17 protein-coding genes are annotated in these 17550 nt (G+C 70.3%); 7 read left to right on the top strand and 10 right to left on the bottom strand.

Translation table 11 applies throughout. From position 1 onward, the window contains the following. Positions 1–7 precede the first annotated feature (7 nt). The gene (locus tag OK345_RS14955; protein WP_265128787.1) at positions 8–1579 is read right to left on the bottom strand and encodes a POT-type proton-dependent oligopeptide transporter; all 1572 of its coding nucleotides are present in this window, start codon (positions 1577–1579) and stop codon (positions 8–10) included. A gap of 167 nt (positions 1580–1746) precedes the next feature. Between OK345_RS14955 and OK345_RS14960 the strand changes: the two genes are divergently transcribed. Further along, the gene (locus tag OK345_RS14960; RefSeq protein WP_265128788.1) at positions 1747–2892 is read left to right on the top strand and encodes a hypothetical protein; all 1146 of its coding nucleotides are present in this window, start codon (positions 1747–1749) and stop codon (positions 2890–2892) included. Positions 2893–3010: 118 nt separating this feature from the next. Further along, on the top strand, positions 3011–3802 hold the full coding sequence (locus OK345_RS14965; protein ID WP_265154861.1) for an endonuclease/exonuclease/phosphatase family protein: 792 nt from the start codon (positions 3011–3013) through the stop codon (positions 3800–3802). A 66-nt stretch (positions 3803–3868) separates the two neighbouring features. Here the strand turns inward: OK345_RS14965 and OK345_RS14970 are convergent, their stop codons facing one another. Continuing rightward, on the bottom strand, positions 3869–4480 hold the full coding sequence (locus OK345_RS14970) for a superoxide dismutase (protein WP_265128789.1): 612 nt from the start codon (positions 4478–4480) through the stop codon (positions 3869–3871). 245 nt (positions 4481–4725) lie between these two features. Between OK345_RS14970 and OK345_RS14975 the strand changes: the two genes are divergently transcribed. Together OK345_RS14975 and OK345_RS14980 are read left to right on the top strand one after the other, a co-directional pair. Then, a complete protein-coding gene (locus OK345_RS14975; RefSeq protein ID WP_265128790.1) occupies positions 4726–5187 on the top strand; it encodes a guanyl-specific ribonuclease in 462 nt (153 codons plus the stop codon). Further along, on the top strand, positions 5184–5627 hold the full coding sequence (locus OK345_RS14980; protein ID WP_265128791.1) for a barstar family protein: 444 nt from the start codon (positions 5184–5186) through the stop codon (positions 5625–5627). Before OK345_RS14975 ends, OK345_RS14980 begins: the two co-directional genes overlap by 4 nt. Here OK345_RS14980 and OK345_RS14985 read toward each other — a convergent pair. From OK345_RS14985 to OK345_RS14995, 3 genes are all read right to left on the bottom strand, one after another. Then, complete coding sequence (locus OK345_RS14985; RefSeq protein ID WP_265128792.1) at positions 5618–6136, bottom strand: SRPBCC family protein; 519 nt, start codon at positions 6134–6136, stop codon at positions 5618–5620. The genes OK345_RS14980 and OK345_RS14985 overlap by 10 nt on opposite strands. Before the next feature lie 65 nt (positions 6137–6201). Continuing rightward, positions 6202–8076 carry an ATP-binding cassette domain-containing protein gene (locus OK345_RS14990; protein ID WP_265128794.1) on the bottom strand — a complete coding sequence of 625 codons (1875 nt, stop codon included), beginning with the start codon at positions 8074–8076 and terminating at the stop codon, positions 6202–6204. Positions 8077–8119: 43 nt separating this feature from the next. Continuing rightward, the gene (locus tag OK345_RS14995) at positions 8120–9031 is read right to left on the bottom strand and encodes a LysR family transcriptional regulator (protein WP_265128795.1); all 912 of its coding nucleotides are present in this window, start codon (positions 9029–9031) and stop codon (positions 8120–8122) included. A gap of 108 nt (positions 9032–9139) precedes the next feature. Here OK345_RS14995 and OK345_RS15000 point away from each other — a divergent pair, with 108 nt between their 5' ends. Both OK345_RS15000 and dbpA read left to right on the top strand, forming a co-directional pair. Then, on the top strand, positions 9140–10234 hold the full coding sequence (locus OK345_RS15000) for a YeiH family protein (RefSeq protein ID WP_265128796.1): 1095 nt from the start codon (positions 9140–9142) through the stop codon (positions 10232–10234). Between the two features lie 119 nt (positions 10235–10353). Then, a complete protein-coding gene (dbpA, locus tag OK345_RS15005) occupies positions 10354–11730 on the top strand; it encodes an ATP-dependent RNA helicase DbpA (protein ID WP_265128797.1) in 1377 nt (458 codons plus the stop codon). A 399-nt stretch (positions 11731–12129) separates the two neighbouring features. Here the strand turns inward: dbpA and OK345_RS15010 are convergent, their stop codons facing one another. From OK345_RS15010 to OK345_RS15025, 4 genes are all read right to left on the bottom strand, one after another. Next, positions 12130–12675: an adenine phosphoribosyltransferase gene (locus OK345_RS15010; protein WP_265128798.1), complete on the bottom strand. Its 546-nt coding sequence runs from the start codon at positions 12673–12675 to the stop codon at positions 12130–12132. 45 nt (positions 12676–12720) lie between these two features. Then, positions 12721–14280: a protein adenylyltransferase SelO gene (locus OK345_RS15015; protein WP_265128799.1), complete on the bottom strand. Its 1560-nt coding sequence runs from the start codon at positions 14278–14280 to the stop codon at positions 12721–12723. Between the two features lie 367 nt (positions 14281–14647). Further along, positions 14648–15349 (bottom strand): glutathione S-transferase family protein, encoded by a 702-nt coding sequence (locus OK345_RS15020; RefSeq protein WP_265128801.1) that lies wholly within the window; start codon positions 15347–15349, stop codon positions 14648–14650. A 243-nt stretch (positions 15350–15592) separates the two neighbouring features. Further along, a complete protein-coding gene (locus tag OK345_RS15025; protein WP_039005002.1) occupies positions 15593–15802 on the bottom strand; it encodes a cold-shock protein in 210 nt (69 codons plus the stop codon). A gap of 339 nt (positions 15803–16141) precedes the next feature. On the opposite strand from OK345_RS15025, the gene OK345_RS15030 reads away from it, so the two are divergent. Continuing rightward, positions 16142–16609, top strand: a complete 468-nt coding sequence (locus OK345_RS15030) for a YaiI/YqxD family protein (RefSeq protein ID WP_265128803.1) — start codon at positions 16142–16144, stop codon at positions 16607–16609. Position 16610: 1 nt separating this feature from the next. Here the strand turns inward: OK345_RS15030 and OK345_RS15035 are convergent, their stop codons facing one another. Next, positions 16611–17510 (bottom strand): pseudouridine synthase, encoded by a 900-nt coding sequence (locus OK345_RS15035; RefSeq protein ID WP_265128879.1) that lies wholly within the window; start codon positions 17508–17510, stop codon positions 16611–16613. Positions 17511–17550: the final 40 nt, after the last annotated feature.

Below are 17550 nucleotides of genomic sequence, written 5' to 3' on the forward strand. Positions count from 1 at the left end.
ATCGTCCTCAGGCCGCCGCGCGGTAGTTGTCGACCATCTTGTAGCGCCTGGCGTACAGGCCGAAGGCCAGCGCCGCGATGAACGCGAAGGCGGCGAAGAAGAACATCAGGAACGCCGCCTCGCTCAGCCCGGTACTGGCGATCCGGGTGGTCACCGTGTCATTGCGCACCGCCGCGTTGGACAGCAGCACCCACAGGTTGCCGATGGTGGTGGTCAGGTTCCAGAAGCTCATCACCACGCCCTTCATCGCCTGCGGCGCCTGGCTGTAGGCGAACTCCAGGCCGGTGGCCGAAACCAGCACCTCGCCGAAGGTCAGCAGCGCGTACGGCAGGATCTGCCAGGCGATGGACATCGCGTCGCCGCCGTCCATCATTACCTGGATGCCGCCCACCACCACCCAGGCCAGGCCGCTGAAGGCGATGCCGGCGGTCATCCGGCGCAGCGCGGTCGGCTCGAAGCCGAGCCGGCGCAGCAGCGGGTACAGCACCAGGTTGTTGAACGGGATCAGGATCATCACCAGCGCCGGGTTCAGCGCCTGCATCTGCGAGGCGGTGAACCAGTCGGGCATGGTCATCTGCTGGCCCTGCAGCACCCAGGTCGAGGCCTTCTGGTCGAACAGCGAGAAGAACGGCGTGGTCAGCGCGAAGATCACCAGCACCCGCAGCACCGAGCGCACGCCTTCCACCGCCTCGTCCGGATGCACGCTGCGCGCGCGTTCCAGCTGCCACCAGGTGCCGCCGCCGATGCCGGCCAGCACCAGCACCAGCGCGATGCACAGGCAGATCACGATGCCCAGGGTGCCGACCAGCGACAGCGAAGCGGCCGCCAGCACCACGCCCATGACCGCCATCGCCAGTCCCGGACGCCCCTGCCCCGGCGCGCGCGCCAGCAGCGCGGTGCGCACCACGTTGGCGAACGAATGCGGGTCCTTCGGCGGCAGCGGCACCAGCACGTATTTCTTGCGGCCCATCCAGAACACGAAGGTGGCGATGAACATCAGGATGCCGGGAATGCCGAACGCCCAGGCCGGGCCAAGGTTCTTCAGCGCCAGCGGGATCAGCAGCGAGGCGAACAGCGAACCGAAGTTGATGATCCAGTAGAACGCGTCGAACACGATCCTGGCCAGGTGCTTGTTCGACTGGTCGAACTGGTCGCCCATGAACGAGGCCACCAGCGGCTTGATGCCGCCGGCGCCCAGCGCGATCAGGCCCAGGCCGAGGAAGAAGCCGCCGCGGCTGTCCTCGAACAGCGCTAGGCAGGCATGGCCGGCGCAGTAGACCAGGCTGAACCAGAGGATGGTGTGGTACTTGCCGAAAAACCTGTCGGCCAGCCAGCCGCCGAGCAGCGGGAAGAAATACACGCCGATCATGAAGCTGTGCATGATGTCCTTGGCCTCGCCGGCGCGGGCCGAGTCCGTGATCTCCTGCAGCAGCAGCGAGGTGATCAGGAACTGCACCAGGATGTTGCGCATCCCGTAGAAGCTGAAGCGCTCGCAGGCTTCGTTGCCGATGATGTAGGGAATCTGTCGGGGCATCCGTGCCTTGGGGGGGGCGTTTGCGGCCTCGGCGGTATTCGTCATCAACGGCGATCCTGTCGTGCAAAGGGTGCAAGACTACCGCATCGGGCCGCCCCGCCGCCCCTGTCGACAGTCCTGTGGCGATGCCGGCCTCCCGCAGGCGGGAGCGCATTGGCCGCCGGCCTCGGCTCGGCTACATTTCGCCTCGTCCTTTCCCGGAAACCGCACGGATGCCCCGCCAGACCCGCCCGCTGCCGCTGGTGCTGTTGCTCGCCCTGTCCCTGCCCGGCTGCGACACTCCGCCGGCCCAGGCCATGGACACCGCCATCGACCCGGCCATGGAAGCGGCCGGGGCCGCCGCGCCGGCCATCGCAACGGCTCTCGACCGGGACACTGCCGCCACGCCGGTGGCGATGACCGCCGACGGCAGGTACCAGCCCCCCGCCGACGCGATGCCCGGGGACCCGGCCACCCGGCCGTTCGGGTTCTCCGCACGCCCGGCACCGGCGCCGCTCAACCAGTGCGGCTTCGAGCAGCTGATGGTTCCGGACGGCACCCGGGTATACGCCGCCGGCGCCTATTCCGGCAGCAAGCTGCCATTCCAGATCGACGACAGCGGCCATCAGGCCACGCTGATGGAAGTGGCCGTCAACCAGCCGCAGGCGCCGGTGATCCTGATGCTGGGCGCCTACGAACCGACGGTATGGAGCATCGGCTGGAGTCGCGGCACTTCGCTGGTGGCGGTATTCGTCAGCGGCCATCACCGCCAGGTGGTCACCGGGCTTCCCGCCGGCGTGCCGCTGCTGGTCAGCAGCCGCGACAACCACGGCAGCTGTGGCTCGAACTACGTCAGCGAGGACAAGGCCGACCGCCTCAACCCGATGGCGCGGCGCCTGTTCGGGCAGCCGGTGGACATGCTCTACCCGGCCCGCAACGGCAAGGTGGTGGTCGGCGACGAACTGGCGCCGGGCACGGCCCTGCAGACCGACCGCGACGCGCCGGCGGTGGACAGCTTCCGGCTGCCGGACTCTCAACTGGCGGGACCGGCGGCGCTGGCCCACGCCGTGACCCAGGGCGTGCTGCGCCCGGCCACGCTGGCCGACGTGCAGGCCTGGAACCAGGCGATGGCCGCGCGTCGCGCACGCCAGGACATCCCGCCGGTCGCCGGCGGCGCGCCACCGGCGCAGCAGGGCCTGCCGCACAATGGCTACGTCGTGCTCAAACCGTTCCGTTTTCCTGCCGGCCTGTTCGGCGCCAACTCGGCCACGTTCTACGTGCCCCGGGGCGTTGCCCGGCCGACCGGCAAAGGCGGCCACTCCACCGTCTACGACTTCAACACGCTCGACTGCAGCGGCACCGGCTGCGCCCGCGACTGAGATGGCCCTCCGGGGCGGCGAAGCCGGCGGGGCGGGCGCCGGCGGCACGGCCATCCACGAACCCTAGACAGGACGCATGGTTAGGATGACCGCCATGCCCGCGACCAGAAGACACCCGATGCTGCGATGGGGATGGTTGACACTGCTGATACTGGCCGCATCCGCCGATGCCATGCCCGTCGTGCCGGAAACGCGCGACACGGTGACCGTCGCCAGCCTGCGCCTGCCCGGCGAGGACCAGGGCTGGCCGGACCGGCGCGACCAGGTGCTGGCGCTGCTGCAGACATTGCAGCCGGACGTGATCGCGGTGCAGCAGGTGCTGCAGACGCCGGACCGGCTGAATCCCGCCTGCTGGCTGGCCAAGCGGCTGCGCTACAGCTGCGACTTCGTCACCGCCGACCCTCCCAGCCACCCCAGCCGTCGCGGCAACGCCATGCTGACCCGGCTGCCGGTGCTGGAGGACGGCGTCACCCTGTTGCACCCGCCGGACGAATTCAGCGCCGCCGGCATGCTGCGCCTGCAGCTGGGCCAGGATGCGATCAACGTGTATTTCGCGCGCCTGCCGGGTGACGACGCCCCGGCCCGGCGTCGCCACCAGGCCGGCGACCTGATGGCGTGGATCGCCGCCACCGCCGATGGCCTGCCCTCGCTGATCGCCGGCGACTTCGCCGCCGGCACCGCCGAGCTGGCGCTGCAGGCCCCGGGGTTCCGGCCGGCACTGGCGCCGCGCGATACCCGCGCGGCGCCGCGCGCACATGGACAGGACGTGCTGTACCAGCACGACCGCTTCGCCGACGCCACGCTGCAGCCGGTGCAATTGCCGGACGACGACGGCAACACGCCGCTGCGGCTCGGGGTGCTGGTCTCCCTGCGCCTGCTGGCGGCCACCGCGCTGACGTCGGCACCGTGACCGCCGTGCACAAACGAAAACGGCCGGGCATCGCTGCCCGGCCGCTGCATCATCGCTGCTGGCGCATCAGGCCACGGCGGCCTGGTAGCGGCGCTCGACCTCGTTCCAGTCGACCACGTTGAAGAACGCGCCGATGTATTCCGGACGGCGGTTCTGGTACTTCAGGTAGTAGGCGTGTTCCCACACGTCCAGCCCCAGGATCGGGGTGTTGCCTTCCGTCAGCGGGCTGTCCTGGTTGGCGCTGCTCTCGACCACCACCTTCTTGTCCGGGGTCACGCTCAACCATGCCCAGCCGCTGCCGAAGCGGGTCAGCGCGGCCTTGGTGAAGGCTTCCTTGAACTTCTCGAAGCCGCCCAGGTCCTTGTCGATCGCCTTGGCCACGTCGCCCACCGGCTCGCCGCCGCCGTTGGGCGACATCACCGTCCAGAACAGGGTGTGGTTGGCATGGCCGCCACCGTTGTTGCGCACCGGGCCCTGCAGGTTCTCCGGCAGCGACTTGATCTTCGCCACCAGCTCGTCGATCGGCAGGTCGGCGTATTCGGTGCCTTCCAGCGCGGCGTTGACGTTGTTGATGTAGGTCTGGTGGTGCTTGGTGTAGTGGATCTCCATCGTGGCCGCGTCGATGTGCGGTTCGAGTGCGTCGTAGGCGTAGGACAGCTTGGGCAGGGTATAGGCCATGAGGTTCTCCTGGTGGCTCGATCGCCCGGCGACGGCCGGGCGTTGCAGTGTTCAATGGTAGGGACGAGCAGTGAAGTTACCAAGGGCGATGTAAAGGAAACTTCGTCCCATTCGATGCAGCGCCGAGGCGATGGCGTTAGTGCGGCGTGAACCGGCGACGCCGGGCGTCGGCGGACGTTCAAGAAATCCGGCCGCCAGGCGCGATAATCGACGCTTCGCCGCATACCGATGGAAATCCAAGCCCGATGCGCAAGCCCTTGCTGCTGGTCATCGCCCTGTTGCTGCTGGCCGTCGGCCTGTGGGGCGCGCAGGTACTGCAACGGCCGCCGAAGCCGCAGTTCGCGCCGGAGCTCGTGCTGCCGGCGGAGAACCTGCCGGGCGCCGCCGACGGCGCGCGGGAAACCGCGCGCGATCCGCTGCCGCCGTTCCTGCCGGCCGAAGCGCGTGCGACCATCCGCCTGATCCAGCGTGGCGGTCCGTTCCCGCATCGCCAGGACGGCAGCATGTTCGGCAACCGCGAACAGCGCCTGCCGCAGCGCCCGCGCGGCTACTACCGCGAATACACGGTGGAGACGCCCGGCCTTCCGCATCGCGGCGCGCGCCGCATCGTCACCGGCGGCGACCCGCCGGACATCTGGTACTACACCGACGACCACTACGACAGCTTCCGCAGCTTCGCCGTGCCGCCGGCCGGGAGCTGGCAATGAGCGACAGCGGTTTCGACATGGGACTGGGCGATCCGCAGCGCGCGGGCGTTTACGCCATCGACAGCGGCGACAGCGGCGCGCTGGCCGCCGCCGCCCGCGATGCCGGCCTGCGGGTCTGCCGCATCGACCTGGCAGGTTGCCGCGACAAGCGCACGCTGTTGATGCGGCTGGCCACGCAGCTGGATTTCCCGGCCGGGTCCGGCCGCAACTGGGACGCGCTGGCCGACAGCCTGCGCGACCTGTCCTGGCTGCCGGCGGGCAACGGCTATGCGCTGCTGTTCGACGATGCCGGCCCGCTGCGCGCGCACGGCGCGGACGATTTCGACACCCTGCTCGACATCCTGCAGGAAGCCGCGGCCAGCTGGGCCGGGGCCGGCATCCCGTTCTGGGCATTCCTGGCGCTGGACGGGGCCGCCGCCGCGGACACGGATCAGCGCTGATCGATCCAGCGCACCAGACCGTCCAGCTGCTGCGCCTGCACCCTGTCCACCACCGGCGCGAACGCCCCCAGGTCGTCGGGCGAATAGCCGCCGGCGCGATAGAACAGGGTGATGCGGGTGCCCTCGCCTTCGGGCTGCAGCCGCCATTCCATCACCCCGTGCAGGCCCATGCCCTGCAACGGGCCCAGCCCGCCGAGCAGGCGCAGGGTCTTTCCCGGATCGACGAACGCCACCTGCATGTGCGCAGCCTGGCGCTCGCCCGCCCGCTCGCAGAAGCAACCGCCGGCGTGCGCGTCGATCGACAGGCGCGAGGCCTCGCCCCACCAGCTGTGATCCTTCGGCCACCAGCGGTCGATGTCGCCGACCAGCGCCTGCCACACGGCGCCGGCATCGGCCTGCACCATGGCGCTGTTCTCCAGGGTGAAGCCGTCGGCAGCCGCGTCCTTGACCTCGGCCCGCGCGCCGCCCGCCAGCGCGATCGCCAGCAATCCCCACATGCCGTACCGCATCGCCGTCCTCCCGTTCCGATCCGCCATGGTTTACGCCAGCCGGCCTGCGCCGGCAAGCAGCGCGGTCAGCCGTCCAGTTCCGCCCAGCGCGCGTAGGCCGCGTCCAGTTCGGCCTGCACCTGTTCCAGCTTCTGCGTGTGCGCGGTGATGGCCGCCGCCTCGCGCTGGTAGAACGCCGGGTCGTTCATCGCCGCGGTCAGGGTCTCGACCTCGCCCTCCAGCGTTTCGATCCGGGCCGGCAGATGCTCCAGTTCGCGCGTTTCCTTGTAGCCGAGCTTGCGCTTTGCCGGTGCCGGCGCGGCGGCCGCCGCAACGGGCTTGACCACGGCCGCCGGCCTTGCCGGTTCGGCCGCCGCCACGGCCGGGCGCTGCCGCAGCCAGTCGCTGTAGCCGCCGACGTAGTCGCCCACCCGGCCCTCGCCCTCCATCGCCAGGGTCGAGGTGACCACGTTGTCGAGGAAGTCGCGGTCGTGGCTGACCAGCAGCAGCGTGCCGGTGTAGTCGCCCAGCAGCTCTTCCAGCAGCTCCAGCGTTTCCACGTCCAGGTCGTTGGTGGGTTCGTCCATCACCAGCAGGTTGGATGGCTGCGCGAACAGCTTGGCCAGCAGCAGCCGGTTGCGCTCGCCGCCGGACAGCCGGGTGATCGGCGCGCGGGCGCGCTCGGGGGTGAACAGGAAGTCCTGCAGGTAGGCATGCACGTGCTTGCGCTTGCCGTTGAATTCGATGAAGTCGCGGCCCTCGGCCACGTTCTCGATCGCCGTCCAGTCCTCGCGCAGTACCGCGCGGTACTGGTCGAAATAGGCGACCTGCAGGTTGGTGCCCTGCCGCACTTCGCCCTGCTGCGGCTGCAGTTCGCCCAGCAGCAGCTTCAGCAGCGTGGTCTTGCCGCTGCCGTTGGGGCCGATCAGGCCGATGCGGTCGCCGCGCAGGATGGTGGTGGAGAAATCGCGCACCATCGTGCGCTCGCCGAAGGCGAAGGAGATGTCCCTGGCCTCGATCACCTTCTTGCCGGAGTTCTCCGCCTGCGCGGCCTCCATGCGCACGTTGCCGCCCAGCTCGCGGCGCTGGCTGCGCTCGTTGCGCATCGCCTTGAGCCGGCGCACGCGGCCCTCGTCGCGGGTGCGGCGGGCCTTGATGCCCTGGCGGATCCACACTTCTTCCTGCGCCAGCAGTTTGTCGAAGCGGGCGTTCTCCTGCGCCTGCGCGTTGAGGCGTTCCTCGCGGCGGCGCTCGTAGTTGGCCCAGTCGCCCGGCCAGCTGGTGACCTGGCCGCGGTCGATCTCGACGATGCGGGTGGCCAGCGCGCGCAGGAAGCGGCGGTCGTGGGTGACGAACACCACGCTGCCGTTCCAGCCCTTGAGGAACATCTCCAGCCAGTCGATGGCCTCGATGTCGAGGTGGTTGGTCGGCTCGTCGAGCAGCAGCAGGTCCGGCGAGGACACCAGCGCGCGCGCCAGCAGCACCCGCCGCTTCATGCCGCCGGACAGCCGCGCGAAGTCGGCATCGCCGTCCAGGTCCAGCCGGGTCAGGGTCTCGTCGACCCGCCGGTCCAGCGCCCAGCCCTCGGCGCCGTCGATCTTCGCCTGCACCCGCGCCAGCGCATCGCCGTCGAATTCCTCGGCATGGCTGAGGCGGTGGAACTCGGCCAGCCACTGGCCCAGCTCGCCCAGGCCGTCGGCGACCACGTCGAACACGCTGCCGGCGGCGCCATGCGGCACTTCCTGCTCCAGGCGGGTGACGCGCACGCCGTTCTGCACGCGGATCTCGCCGTCATCGGGCCTGAGCTCGCCGGCGATCAGTTTCATCAGGGTGGATTTGCCGGCGCCGTTGCGGCCGATCAGGGCGATGCGCTCGCCCGGTTCGATCGTCAGTTCGGCTTTTTCCAGCAACAACGGGCCGCCGACGCTGAAGTCGACGTTCTGCAGGGTAATCAGGGGCATCCGCGCATTGTACGGGGTTGCCGCCGGCACCACCCGTCCGCGCTCACTCCTGCGCGAAGGCCGCGGCCGGCAGTTCCAGCAGCTGCAGCACGCTGTCCGACAAGCGCTTGCCGGGATGGCGCACCACCGACAGCTGCCGCGACAACGGCGGCAGCGTGGTCGGCAGGCAGCGCAGCCTGCCCAGCGCCAGCAGGTCGGCCACCGCGTGTCTCGACAGGCAGGCCAGTCCCAGCCCGGCCACCGCCGCCTGCTTGATCGCCTCGGTGCCGCCCAGGCGGATGACGCTGGCGAAGCGGCGCAGGTGCGGCAGCAAGGCCTGTTCGGCCGCCTCGCGCGTGCCCGATCCCGGTTCGCGCAGCAGCCAGCGCGCCCGTCGCAGCGCGGCGATGTCCACCGCCTCCCGCCCACCTTCGGGCAACGGGAAGTCCCTGCCGCAGACGATCACCAGTTCGTCCTGCCGCCATGGCACCACCTGCAGTCCCGGTTCGTGGCACGGCCCCTCGATCAGGCCGATATCCACCTCCAGCTGGCGCACCGCGGCGACGATCTCGCGGCTGTTGCCGATGCGCAGGTCGACCTGGGCATGGCGATTGCCGGCCAGCAGCGCGGCCATGCGCTGCGGCAGCAGGTAATTGCCGATGGTGGTGCTGGCGCCGACGCGCAGTTGCACCGGCATTCCGGCAGCGCCGCCCTGGCCCACGCCGAACCGGCGTTCGATGTCGGCGGCGGCGTGCAGCAGCTCCCGTGCCGGCTCCAGCAGGGCGCGGCCGTTCTCGTTGAGCTGCAGGCGCCGCCCGACCCGGTCGAACAGCGCCGTGCCGAGCAGCGCTTCCAGTTCGGCCAGCGCGGCGCTGACCGCCGACTGCGACAGCGCGATGCGGGCGCCGGCAGCGGTGGTGGTGCCGGCCTCGGTCACGGCGACGAAGATCTGCAACTGGCGCAGCGAAAGGTGCATGGCAGCGAATCTATCCATGAAACAGATGGATCATACGAAAACAATCCGTTTTACGGGTATGAAAGCGGCGCGCAGGCTGGCGCCCCTGGTTCCGCCCACCGTTCCGTCATGCTCTCTTCCGCCGCACCCCGATCGCCCCCCGCCTCCGCCATCGCACGACCCGGTGCGCCGCCGCGCCGGCCGCACTACCTGCCCGGCCTGCTGCTGACCGCCGCCATCGCCGCCCTGTCGACCTGGCTGGGCGGGCTGCCCTGGCCGCAGCGGCACGGCCTCGGCCCCCTGACCCTGGCCATCGCGCTCGGCGTCCTCGCCGGCAACACCCTCTACCCGCACATGGCGCACCGGGCCGGCGCCGGCGTCGGCTTCGCCCGGCACTGGCTGCTGCGCATCGGCATCGTGCTGTACGGCCTGCGCCTGACCCTGCAGGACATCGGCCAGGTCGGCGCCGCCGGGGTGCTGATCGACGCGCTGGTGCTGGCCAGCACCTTCGTACTGGCCGGTCGCCTCGGCCCGCGCCTGTTCGGGCTGGACCGGACCACCTCGCTGCTGATCGGCGCCGGCAGTTCGATCTGCGGCGCCGCCGCGGTGATGGCGGCCGAGCCGGTGCTGCGCGCACGCGCCGAGCAGGCCGCGGTCGCCATCGCCACCGTGGTCGTGTTCGGCACCCTGGCGATGTTCCTGTACCCGGCGCTGTACCGGTTGGGCCTGCGGCACGGCGTGCTGCCGCTGGACGAACACGCGTTCGGCGTGTTCGTCGGCTCGACCGTGCACGAGGTGGCGCAGGCGGTGGCCGCCGGCCGCGCCATCGGTGGACAGGCTGCCGACAGCGCGGTGATCGCCAAGATGGTGCGGGTGATGATGCTGGCACCGGCGCTGGTACTGCTGTCGGCCCTGCTCGCGCGGCGGGCGCCCACCGCGCAAGGCGGCCGGCCGGCGCCGGTCGCGGTGCCCTGGTTCGCCTTCGGTTTCGTCGCCGTGGCCGGCTTCCATTCGCTGCACTGGCTGCCGGCACCGCTGGTCGCCCACGCCGTCGCCCTGGATTCGGCGCTGCTGGCCATGGCCATGGCCGCGCTGGGCCTGGGCACCCAGGCATCGGCGCTGCGCCGTGCCGGACCGCGGCCGCTGCTGCTGGCGCTGCTGCTGTCCGGCTGGCTGCTGGGCGGCGGGCTGGCGATCAACCTCGGCGTCCAGGCGCTGCTCTGAGCCCCGCACCCGTCGGGCGGGGGATTGGAGGCTGCCCGAGCTTCTCCCGTACCCCGGGCCTCCTTTCCCGGAGGGACAGCAGCGCAGGCACGGCCCACCGGCATCTGCGAAAATGCCGCATGAACGATTTCACCTCCCTGGCGCTGTCGCCGGCCCTCGCCCCCGGCATCGATGCGCTGGGCTACACCACCATGACCCCGGTACAGGCGCAGAGCCTGCCGCCGATCCTCGAAGGCCGCGACCTGATCGCGCAGGCGCCCACCGGCAGCGGCAAGACCGCTGCGTTCGGCCTGGGCCTGCTGCAGCGGCTGGACCCGGCCACCATCCGCGCCCAGGCGTTGGTGCTGTGCCCCACCCGCGAACTGGCCGACCAGGTCGGCAAGCAACTGCGCAAGCTGGCCACCGGCATCCCCAACCTCAAGCTGCTGGTGCTGACCGGCGGCATGCCGCTGGGACCGCAGCTGGCCTCGCTGGAGGCGCACGACCCGCACGTGGTGGTCGGCACGCCCGGGCGGATCCAGGAACTGGGCCGCAAGCGCGCCCTGCACCTGGGCGGCGTGCGCACGCTGGTGCTGGACGAGGCCGACCGCATGCTGGACATGGGCTTCGAGGAGCCGATCCGCGAGATCGCCGGACGCACCAGCAAGGACCGGCAGACCTTGCTGTTCTCGGCCACCTTCCCCGATGCGATCCGCGAACTGGCGCGCGCCCTGCTCAAGGAGCCGGCCGAGGTCACCGTCGATGGCCAGGGCAGTGCCCCGGACATCCAGCACCTGTTCTTCGAAGCCGAGCCCGCGCACCGGCAGAAGGCGCTGGCCGGCCTGCTGCTGAAATACCGGCCGGAATCGGCGGTGGTGTTCTGCAACACCCGCAAGGACGTGGACGAGGTGGCCAACTCGCTGCAGCAGTTCGGCTTCTCGGCGCTGGCGCTGCACGGCGACATGGAACAGCGCGACCGCGACGAGGTGCTGGTGCGCTTCGCCAACCGCAGCTGCAACGTGCTGGTGGCCAGCGACGTGGCCGCACGCGGGCTGGACGTGGAGGAACTGTCGGCGGTGATCAACTACGAGCTGCCGACCGACATCGACACCTACCAGCACCGCGTCGGCCGTACCGCGCGCGCCGGCCGCAACGGCCTGGCGCTGAGCCTGGTCAGCGGCCGCGAGCGCAGCCGTGCCGAGGCCCTGGAGACCGCGCGCGGCGCGGCGCTGGACTGGCAGAAGACGCCGCTGGCCACCGCGCGGCCGGCCGAGCTGCCGCAGGCGGCGATGGCCACCCTGCGCATCGACGGCGGCAAGACCGACAAGCTGCGCGCCGGCGACATCCTCGGCGCGCTCACCGGCGAGGCCGGGCTGTCGGCCAGGGCCATCGGCAAGATCGACATCTACGCCACCCGCTCCTACGTGGCGATCAGCCGCGAGCAGCTCGACAAGGCGATCTCGCGGCTGGAAGCCGGCAAGATCAAGGGCCGCCGCTTCCGGGTACGCAGGATGTAGTTGGCGGCGGGCGCGCCATCCGCCTGCCGGCCGCAACGAGGGTGCGGGCGGCAGGCCGGCGGCCATCGCGGTCTCATCAAGACGACTGGCCCCTGTCGCGACTGACGTCGCTCCTACAAACGCGGGGAGCCCCCTGCAGGAGCGACGTCAGTCGCGAGCTTTTCGAGCGGCGGCGGGACATCCACCGCAAGACGCCCCTCAAAACACCAGCGTCGCCAACAGGACCTCCAGCTGCCAGCGCGCATAGCCACCCCATCACGATCCGATGGGTTTCATCCGGACAACCGGCATCCGCCATCGCGACCGACGTCGCTCCTACAAACACGGGGAGCCCCCTGTAGGAGCGACGTCAGTCGCGAGCCTTTCGGGCGGCGGCGGGACATCCACCGCAAGACGCCCTCAAAACACCAGCGTCGCCAGCAACGGCACCTCCGGCGACCAGCGTTCGCGGCCGCCCAGACCCGCCAGTTCCACCAGCACCGCCGCACCGACCACTTCGGCCTGCAGCTGCCGCGCCAGCGACAGCGCCGCCAGCAGCGTGCCGCCGGTGGCCAGCACGTCGTCGACCAACAGCACCCGCGCGCCGGCCGGCACCGCATCGGCATGCACTTCGACGCGGTCGCGCCCATATTCGAGCGCGTATTCCTGGGTCAGCACGCGGCCGGGCAGCTTGCCCGGCTTGCGCACCGGCACGAAGCCGACGCCCAGTACCTGCGCCAGCGCCGCGCCGAGGATGAAGCCGCGCGATTCGATGCCCAGCACCGCGTCCAGCCGCGCCTGCCGCCAGGGCTGCGCCATCGCCGCCACCGCCGCGGCGAAATCGGCGGCGTCGGCGAGCATCGGCGTGATGTCCTTGAACAGGATGCCGGGACGCGGGAAATCGGGCACGTCGCGGATGCGGGCGGCCCAGGCCGGGAGCGCAGGATCGGTGAGGGTCGAGGTCATGGCGATACCAGAAGGAACGAAAGGAGGGAGGCCGGCAAGCGGCGCCTAGGAACTGCAGGAAAGCATCGAACAACCGGCCCGGTCGCGCGCCCAGTCCGGGCGCTTGCCGGCGAACGCCTCGCGGCCCGGCTGCTCGTCGTAGGGATGGCGCATCACCTCCAGCAGTTCGGCGATGCCCGCGTTGTCGCCCTGCTCGGCGCGGTCGATCGCCTGCTGCGCCAGGTAGTTGCGCAGCACGTAGCGCGGGTTGGCCAGGCGCATGCGCTGGTACCGCTGCGCGGCCGGCAGCGGGTCCTCGCGCAGCCGTGCGGCATGGCCCTGCAACCATCGCTCCAGGTCCGCGGCCACCGCCTCGCGCCCGGCCGGGGTGTAGAACGCGTCTTCCAGCGGCTGCAACGAAGGCCGCTGCGGGTCCAGCGCCATCAGCCCGCGGAAGGTCAGGGTCATGTCCATCCCGCCGCGCCGCATCAGCTGCTGCAGCGCGTCCATCCGTTCCATGTCCTGCGCATCGCATTCGGCCAACCCCAGCTTGGCCGCGGCATGGCGGCGCTCGCAGTCGGCATGCACCGACAGGAAGCGTTCCAGCCCGGCCTGCAGCGGCGCGGCATCGCCGAACAGCGGCGACAACGCCCGCGCCAGCCGCACCAGGTTCCAGTACGCCACCTGTGGCTGGGTGCCGAAGCGGTAGCGCCGTCCCTGCGCGTCGGTGGTGTTGGGCGTCCAGTCCGGGTCGTAGTCGTCGATCCAGCCGTACGGGCCGTAGTCGATGGTCAGCCCGAGGATCGACATGTTGTCGGTGTTCATCACCCCGTGCACGAAACCGACCCGCATCCACTGCGCGACCATCTCGGCGGTGCGCCCGCAGACCTGCGCGAACCAGTCGCCGTAAAGCGAATCGCCCTGTCCGGCCAGTTCCGGGAAATCGCGCGCGATGCAGAAATCGACCAGCTGCCGCAGCACCTCGCCCTCGCCGCGCGAGGCCGGCAGCTCGAAGCTGCCGAAGCGGATGAACGACGGCGCCACCCGGCAGACCACCGCGCCCGGCTCCGGGCGCGGATGGCCGTCGTAGAACATGTCGCGCACCACCTCCTCGCCGGTGCCGACCAGGCTCAACGCGCGCGTGGTCGGCACGCCCAGGTGGTGCATCGCCTCGCTGCACAGGAACTCGCGGATCGAGGAACGCAGCACCGCGCGGCCGTCGGCGCCGCGCGAGTACGGCGTACGCCCGGCGCCCTTGAGCTGCAGCTCCCAGCGCCGGCCGTCGCTCGCCAGCAGTTCGCCCAGCGAGATCGCGCGGCCATCGCCCAGTTGCCCGGCCCAGTGGCCGAACTGGTGGCCGCCGTAGTTGGCCGCCCACGGCTGCATGCCCTCGTACAGCGCATTGCCGCCGAACACCTGGGCAAATCCCCCACCGGCCACGGTGCCGGCGTCGAAGCCCAGCATCGCCGCGACCTCGGCCGAGTGCGCCAGCAGGCGCGGCGCCGCCACCGGGGTCGGCATCACCGCCGACCACAGCGCTTCGCGCACCTCGCGCAGGCGTGGGCCGGATTCGGGATCGCCCGGCAATTGCCGGATGAAGCGGTTGTCGAAACGTAGCGGTGTCATCGCCAGAGCATAGTGCGCCGGCACTGAATCGGGCGCTGCCGCCCCGGGATCGTCAACGGAATCTTCCCTCGGCCCGCACCGGCGCACTGCTGCCCGGGGAACGACCGGCATCGGATCTGCGGGATATTCCGGATCGCCGTGCCCGCACAGACCGGGAGCGCTCTTCAACGGCCGGCAGGCTGGCTACCCATGACGTCCTTGCGCGAGGCCGCGGCTCCGGAAAACAGTCGGGCTTCATCCGGCATTGCAGGCGGGGCCAGGGATGACCCGCGCTTTGCGCGGTTGTGGAACCTTTCCTGCCCGACCCGTCATTTGCGCCGCGGTCGTTGAAAAGCGGTCCGCGGGGCATCTGTTCCGCGGGCCGCTCTCAGCCCGCCGCCGACGGCGATTTCGGCAGGATCGCCGCTCCGCCCCGTTGCAACGCACGCTGGTAGGCCGGCCGCTGCGCGATCCGCTGCAGGAATCCGGCTAGGTTCGGGAACTCCTGCAGCCCTGCGTACCGGACCGCGGCGGCCTGCACCGGATAGCTCATCTGGATATCGGCTGCGGTGAAGCGTTCGCCGGCGAACCAGGGTCGCTGCGCCAGCTCGCTTTCCATCCATCGCAGGTGCAGCTCCAGCTGCGGGCCGACGAAGCTCTTCATCACCTTGTCGACGATGGAGCGCGCCACCGGGCGGGCGAAGAACGGCATCTTCGCACTGCGGATGCGCGAGAACACCAGCGTCATCAGCAGCGGCGGCATCGCCGAGCCCTCGGCGTAGTGCATCCAGTAGCGGTAGCGCATCCGTTCCGGCGCTTCGGCCGGCAGCAACGGCGGCGAAAACGCACGGTCGCTGTCGTAGCGGTCGGCCAGGTATTCCAGGATCGCCCCCGACTCGGCCAGCACCAGTCCGTCGTCCTCCAGTACCGGCGATTTGCCCAGCGGATGGACCTGCCGCAGCGCCGCCGGCGCCAGCAGCGTGGCCGGATCGCGCCGGTGCTCCACCAGCTGGTACGGCAGGCCGAGTTCCTCCAGCAGCCACAACACCCGCTGCGAACGGGAATGGTCGAGGTGGTGCACGGTGATCATGGTCGGGGCGGGCTCCCTGCGGTATCCGGACTGCGCGATGGTAGCCGGTCGCCGGCGGCGCGGGCCGCCAACCCGAAGAGCTCGCGACTGACGTCGCTCCTACATTGGGCGGGAAGGTGTTGTAGGAGCGACGTCAGTCGCGACCGATGGGGGCATCGATCGCAGTGCCAGACCAAAGAAAAAAGAAAACGCCGGAGGCTTCCGCCCCCGGCGTTTCCTGCAACCTTGCGGTGGCGGGCGGGATTAGACCGCCTGCACCTGGTCGGCCTGCATACCCTTCTGGCCCTGGACGGCGACGAAAGTCACCTTCTGGCCTTCCTGCAGCGACTTGAAGCCGGTGCCCTGGATCGCGCGGAAATGCACGAACAGGTCCGGGCCGCTTTCCGGGGTGATGAAGCCGAAGCCCTTGGCGTCGTTGAACCACTTGACAGTGCCGGTCTGACGATCAGACATGTACAAACTCCTGAAACATTAGTGAAAAAAATCGCAGCCACCGGATATTCGGGGCCGAGACTGAGTTGCAGGCGTTGGTAAAGCGGATCGATGAGCAGATCGTTAGATCAACTGCATCAGGCCACGATTCACGGTGACCCTAGCAAACACAGTGCCGCGGACAATACGCGGCTTTCGCCAAAAAAGCGACACTTACCGTATTCAGGTCGCCTCCGACGCGCCAGTTTGCAAAAGATCCAAGCAAAATCAGTCACTTGTAAAAACAGACCCGACGACAGTATCCCGCTCTGCAACATACGGATGCGCATTCAGTCGCGCCGCGGGGCGTAGACTCCCGGCATGAACGACGACGCTTCCGCACCCCGCATCTGGGTGGATGCCGATGCCTGCCCCGGCGTGATCAAGGACATCCTGTTCCGGGCGGCCGAGCGGGCCGGCGTGGAGCTGGTGCTGGTCGCCAACCAGTGGTTGCGCACCCCGCCCTCGCGCTTCATCCGCGCCATCCAGGTGCCGGGCGGACTGGACGTGGCCGACAGCGAGATCGTCGAACGCGTGGCTCCCGGCGACCTGGTGGTGACCCAGGACATCCCCTTGGCCGCACTGGTGCTGGAGAAAGGCGGCATCGCCCTGAACCCGCGCGGCACGCTGTATACCGCCGACAACATGGCCGAGCGGTTGTCGATGCGCAATTTCATGGAAGAACTGCGCGGTGCCGGGGTGCAGACCGGCGGCCCGGCCGCGTTCCATGCGCGCGACCGCCAGGCCTTCGCCAACCAGCTCGACCGCTGGCTGGCGCGACGGCGCTGAGTCAGCCCAGTTCGCGCCGGCTGCGGAACTCGCGCACCTCGCCGCTGAGCGGATCCACGAAGCGCAGCGACCGGGCCAGCAACTGCAGCGGCCGGGCATGCTCGTCCTCGCGCCGTCCGCGCAGCTGCGGATAGCAGTCGTCGCCCAGGATCGGCGCGCCCAGCGCCGCCATGTGCACGCGCAACTGGTGCTTGCGGCCGCTGACCGGCTCCAGCCCATAGCGCCAGACCGGCCCGGCGGCCTCCAGCACGCGGATGCGGGTGATGGCATTGGCGGGGCCGTCGGCCTCGCGCATGCGGAAGAACGGTTCGCCGGGTTCCAGCCGGCTTTCGCGGACATGCGGGAACGCCATCGCCGGCAGCGCCGGGGCCAGCGCCTCGTACTGCTTCCCGATCCGCCGTTCGCGGAACAGCGCCTGGTAGGCCGCGCGGCTGGCCGGGTCGGCCGAGAACAGCACCAGCCCGGCGGTGGCGCGGTCGATCCGGTGCAGCGGCACCAGCTGCCGGTTGCCGAGCCGGGCCACCAAGCGCGCCAGCAGCGTTTCGCGGACATGGCCGCCGGCCGGGGTCACCGGCAGGAAGTGCGGCTTGTCGGCCACCACCAGGTGTTCGTCCGCATGCAGCACGGCTTCGGCGAACGGGATCGCCGGTTCGTCGGCGACTTCGCGGAAATAGACGATCTCCAGCCCGGTACGCCACGGCTGCCCGGGCGCAAGCGCCCTGCCCTGCGCATCCTGCACCCGCCCACGCCGGAAACGGTCGCGCCACTGCGCCGGCGCCACCCGCGGGAAACGCGCACACAGCCCCTCCAGCAGGGTCGCCCACGGCCCGGGCGGCAGCTGCAGCCGGCTGGGCGGGGTGCCGGGGTCGGTCTCGGGAACGGGCGGCGGCGAGGTGGGCATCGCCACGCATTATCATGGCCGCCCTTTGTTCCCGGTAACC

This window comes from Xanthomonas chitinilytica, assembly GCF_026107455.2.
Lineage (GTDB): Bacteria > Pseudomonadota > Gammaproteobacteria > Xanthomonadales > Xanthomonadaceae > Stenotrophomonas > Stenotrophomonas chitinilytica.